5 protein-coding genes are annotated in these 4,418 nt (G+C 37.6%); 3 read left to right on the top strand and 2 right to left on the bottom strand.

All coding sequences use genetic code 11. The features are described 5' to 3' along the window. The 3 genes from Q0P34_RS08295 to Q0P34_RS08285 all read left to right on the top strand — a co-directional run. Positions 1 to 242: hypothetical protein (locus Q0P34_RS08295; protein WP_294951930.1), on the top strand; the 242-nt coding region annotated here is incomplete at its 5' end. A 27-nt stretch (positions 243 to 269) separates the two neighbouring features. Continuing rightward, positions 270 to 1,892, top strand: a complete 1,623-nt coding sequence (locus Q0P34_RS08290; RefSeq protein WP_294951927.1) for an FGGY-family carbohydrate kinase — start codon at positions 270 to 272, stop codon at positions 1,890 to 1,892. A 4-nt stretch (positions 1,893 to 1,896) separates the two neighbouring features. After that, positions 1,897 to 2,427, top strand: coding sequence for a GNAT family N-acetyltransferase (locus Q0P34_RS08285; protein WP_294951924.1), 531 nt, complete (start codon positions 1,897 to 1,899; stop codon positions 2,425 to 2,427). Between the two features lie 93 nt (positions 2,428 to 2,520). Here the strand turns inward: Q0P34_RS08285 and Q0P34_RS08280 are convergent, their stop codons facing one another. Further along, positions 2,521 to 2,997 (bottom strand): serine acetyltransferase, encoded by a 477-nt coding sequence (locus Q0P34_RS08280; RefSeq protein ID WP_294951921.1) that lies wholly within the window; start codon positions 2,995 to 2,997, stop codon positions 2,521 to 2,523. A 24-nt stretch (positions 2,998 to 3,021) separates the two neighbouring features. Then, positions 3,022 to 4,044 (bottom strand): sugar-transfer associated ATP-grasp domain-containing protein, encoded by a 1,023-nt coding sequence (locus tag Q0P34_RS08275; protein WP_294951917.1) that lies wholly within the window; start codon positions 4,042 to 4,044, stop codon positions 3,022 to 3,024. Positions 4,045 to 4,418: the final 374 nt, after the last annotated feature.

Below are 4,418 nucleotides of genomic sequence, written 5' to 3'. Positions count from 1 at the left end.
ATATAAAATGTATTACCGACGCGTTGGCAAGCGGAGATTTAAGGCAGGATATGGACCCTCGTCTGTTTGCATTCTTCCTTGACAATTTGTTAACCTCGCTTCAGTTTTCATTCACCTGCGACTACTATCGCAACAGGCTTGAAATTTACACAGGGGTTAATGTTGAAGAGCTTTCGGAGGACCAAATCGTAAAGCAGCTGCTTAAATTTATTGAGTCTGCATTTACGTTTGAAAAACAGTAACAAACTATTTTACATACGGAGGAAAATATGAGCAAGTACGTAATCACCTATGACATCGGTACAACAGGCATCAAAACCTGCCTTATCGAAATCGACAACGAAATCAAAATCCTTAGCTCCGCTACCGAGGGCTACAAGCTTTATGTAGACGACGAAACAGGAGTAAAGGGCGGAAGCGAGCAGGATGCTGACGAGTGGTGGAATGCAATGTGCGTTACCACAAAGGAAGTGTTCAAAAAGTGCAAAAAGGTAAAAAAAGAGCAAATTGAGGGCATCAGCTTTTGCTCCGCAATGCAGGGACTTGTTCTTGTTGACAGGGACGGAAAGTGTATTCGCCGTCCTATGACATATATGGATCAGCGTGCAAGAGAGGAAATCAAAAAGGGTATTGCACACGGCTTCCAGATTGCAGGTGCAGAGGTTACAAAGCTTTTGAAATACCTCAAGTACACCGGTGCTGTATCTTCATCGGTAAAGGACCCTATTTGGAAATACAAGTGGGTTGAGGCACACGAGCCCGAAAACTTTAAGAAAATATACAAATGGCTTGATGTTAAGGAATATATGATTTTGCGTTGCAGCGGTGAATTTGTTATGACAAATGACTCTGCGTTCGGCACATTGCTTTATGATACACGCAAGGGCCACGAGGGCTGGTGCAAGCCTATCTGCGATATGGTAGGTGTAAACATTGAGCATATGCCTCCAATCAAGGCAAGCACGGAAAAGGTCGGCGAGGTTACAAAGCAGGCAGCCGAGGAGCTTGGTCTTGCAGAGGGCACCGCAGTATACGGCGGCGGCGGTGACGCATCCCTTATCGGTGTAGGTGCAGGCGCAACCGAAATCGGTGACACCCACATATATTCAGGTACATCGGGTTGGGTAGGCACAGTTGTTCCGGAGCAGCTTGTAGACGCAGGTGCTATGATGGCAGCTATCGTTGGTGCCAACCCTGAAAACTACAACTACTTTGCCGAGCTTGAAACATCCAACAAATGTATGGGCTGGGTTAAGGAGCACCTTGCACTTGACGAAATCGGTGTGTTCCTTAAGAAATACGGTCACAAAAAGGACGACTTGGAGGAGCAAAGCTTTAACCTTTACGATTATCTTGAAGAGGTTATTGACAGAGCAAATCCGGGCTCTGACGGTGTAATATTTACACCGTGGCTTCACGGCAACCGTTGTCCGTTTGAGGACCCGAATGCCGCAGGTATGTTCTTTAACATTCATCTTGAAACAGGCAAAACCGAGCTTATCAGAGCTGTTGTTGAGGGTGTGTGCTTCCATATGAGATGGATGCTCGAAAGGCAGGAGCAAAAGGTTGCAAAGTACAAGAAAACAAATTCCGTTCGCTTCTGTGGCGGCGGTGCTTTGGGTGCTGCCACCTGCCAAATCCTTGCAGATATTTTGCAAAGAGATGTTGAGGTTGTGGACTCACCGCAAAACATCGGTGCCGTCGGTGCGGCAGCTTGTATCGCAGTAGGTACAGGTATGATCAGCTCAATGACCGAGGTAAAGAAGCTCATCCCTGCAAAAACTGTTTACCATCCAAACAAAGCAAACAAGGATGTTTACGACAGAAACTTTAAGGTGTTCAAAAACCTTTACAAATCCAACAAGGAAAACTTTGCAATTCTGAACGGATAAGCTTATGAAGAAAGCAACCGGCACAAAAACTATAAGGACAGAAAGATTAGTCCTGAAAAAAATTATGCCATGGAGGCTTGCGCAGGCGCAATGGCTTACTCTTCCTCAAATGGCAGAATTCAATATGGCAAAGGCTCCGTATACCAAAAAATTCACACGTGACTTTATTTGCCGTAAATTTGTAAAATACAGAAAAAAAGACTATTACTTTTGGGGTATAATGCTGAAAAATAAAATGATAGGTTATGTTGAGCTTATGCCTCATTTGGAACGTCAGTTTTATCTGAATTACAAAATAAGCCCAAGCTGTTGGAACAACGGATACGGAACAGAGGCAATATCTGCCGTGCTGGATTACTGCAAAACACAGCCTATAGATAAGGTTTACTCCAGATGCGACGAGGCTAACATAGGCTCAAGGCGATTGATGGAAAAAAGCGGTATGAAAGAAATCGGCGATGTTGAAACAAATCCAATTATCCAATACACCAACGGCGACACAGCAAAAGCATATTACTACCTAAAAAAGTATTAAACCAAATGCAACAAAAAGAATTTTGAAATACTTAACGGATAAGAAGCAGCTTGATTAAAAAAATGTCTTACTCAATTTTGAGTAAGACATTTTTTATAATATTTTATATTTATTATTTCGAGATTCTTTATGTTCAATTATCACCGGTTTAGGCAAAACTACTGTGCAATTATCCGGAATATCCTCGCACACTACACAACCGGCTCCTATTCTAACATTATTCCCTATTTTTATTCCACCGATGATTTTTGCTCCGGCACCAATAAAAACATAATCACCAATCACCGGAGAACCTGTATGTTTGCTATCATCAAAAGCATTTGAGCCAATAGTTACCTGATGTAAAATCGTACAGCCTTTACCTATTGTTGCATTTTTAGAAATAAACACACCTTTTATTCCATGTGGCATAAGTGGCACTTCTTTTATATCGGCACTCAAAGGAATCCAAGCACCGTTTTCTTTTAGAAGTTTTTTATACTTTCTTTTATAATACTTTTTCTTAAATGAGTTGCTTTCATTTAAAAGTTTTTCTCTGATTATCCAAAAATTATTAGTCTTTGCTTTCATAATGTTTAACATCAAACACATTCCTTATTTATCAGAAAATTTGTCTAAAAAGAATTGAAATTCTTTTTTTAATCCGACACCACAGGTTTTATAATGAAGTAATTGCATGTCGCACATAAATGGTTTACTATTACCCTCGACTAAAACCCATCCATTATCTGTAAGTGCTAAATCCCAACCTGCCAAACTGATTGGATAACACAGTTTGTGCATTTCATTGATCAATTCTATCAATTCATCCCAATAAGGAATTTGAAATCCCTTAAATTTGACTTTTGAATCAGGATGTACTTCAAATTGATCCGTATTTATTTCAGTATAACCGTCTGACACTACTTCTCCGGTATCAACATTTACTTCTGCAAAAATTCCACCCTGAGCAGCATTGTCAACAATTGCTCCCGTTCTTCCTGTTCTGATAATTGAATGCATTCTATGTACTTTTTCACCATCATATATTCCAACAATTCTTACAGTATTTACAGAAGATTCGTTGAATTGTTTAAAAATATCACTTTGTTCAATCCAACTCTCACAAACGCAGCCACCATAACGCAATATATTTAAAAAAACTGTTTTTGCATCAAGTTCTTTCGATATAGTGATTTTATTTACATTTCTACCTAACGAACCCAAGGTTTCTTTTACAATAAATGTTCTGTTTTTATTAGCAAAATCAACAAATTTTTGATAATCCGAAAAGTCTTTTACCTCAATAATATCTCTTTTATAAAACGGTTTGAGAGCTTCATATGTTTTCATCTTGTTTTTAAACAGTACAACTTTGTCATCAAAATCTTTTAAAGAATTATATACACATTTTTTGTATAATCCTTCTCCGCAAAATGTAGATCTAACGTTCTCATTTTCCTCATGAAAATTATACATAAAATACTCTTTATAATATGCAAATTCATATTTTTCTTTTGACTCAATTATATCACAAATTATATTTTGCATAGTTAATTCGTCTATTTGCTTATAATCAGGGAGATAGACCTCAAAAGCATTAATTAGCTCTTTATCAAATTCTTGCCAATTAATCACATTTTATTACCTCCATATAATAGTCTTTCTTTTTAAAGTATACTTTATGTTCTGTTTTTTGTCAATAAAAAGGAGTAGTAAAACTAAATTCTGAATTCTTTATGCAACATTTTAATATAATATCTAATGCTTCTTGCCACCACGGAATTTGAAATCCTTTAAAAACATGATAATTGTCTGGATGAATTATAAATCTTTTATTATATCCACAAAAAAGTTTTCATAATACCACCCTACAGCAATTCCCCTTGACTATCATTGTAAATAGGATAATTATTATGACCGGTACGAAATATTGCATTAACTTTGTTCTACTTAATCCATATAATAGTCTTTCTTTTTAAAGTATACTTTATGTTCTGTTTTTTGTCAAT

Source organism: uncultured Eubacterium sp., from assembly GCF_945980375.1.
In the GTDB taxonomy this organism is placed as follows: Bacteria; Bacillota; Clostridia; order Oscillospirales; family Acutalibacteraceae; genus Eubacterium_R.
This window is presented reverse-complemented; position numbering and strand designations above follow the sequence as displayed.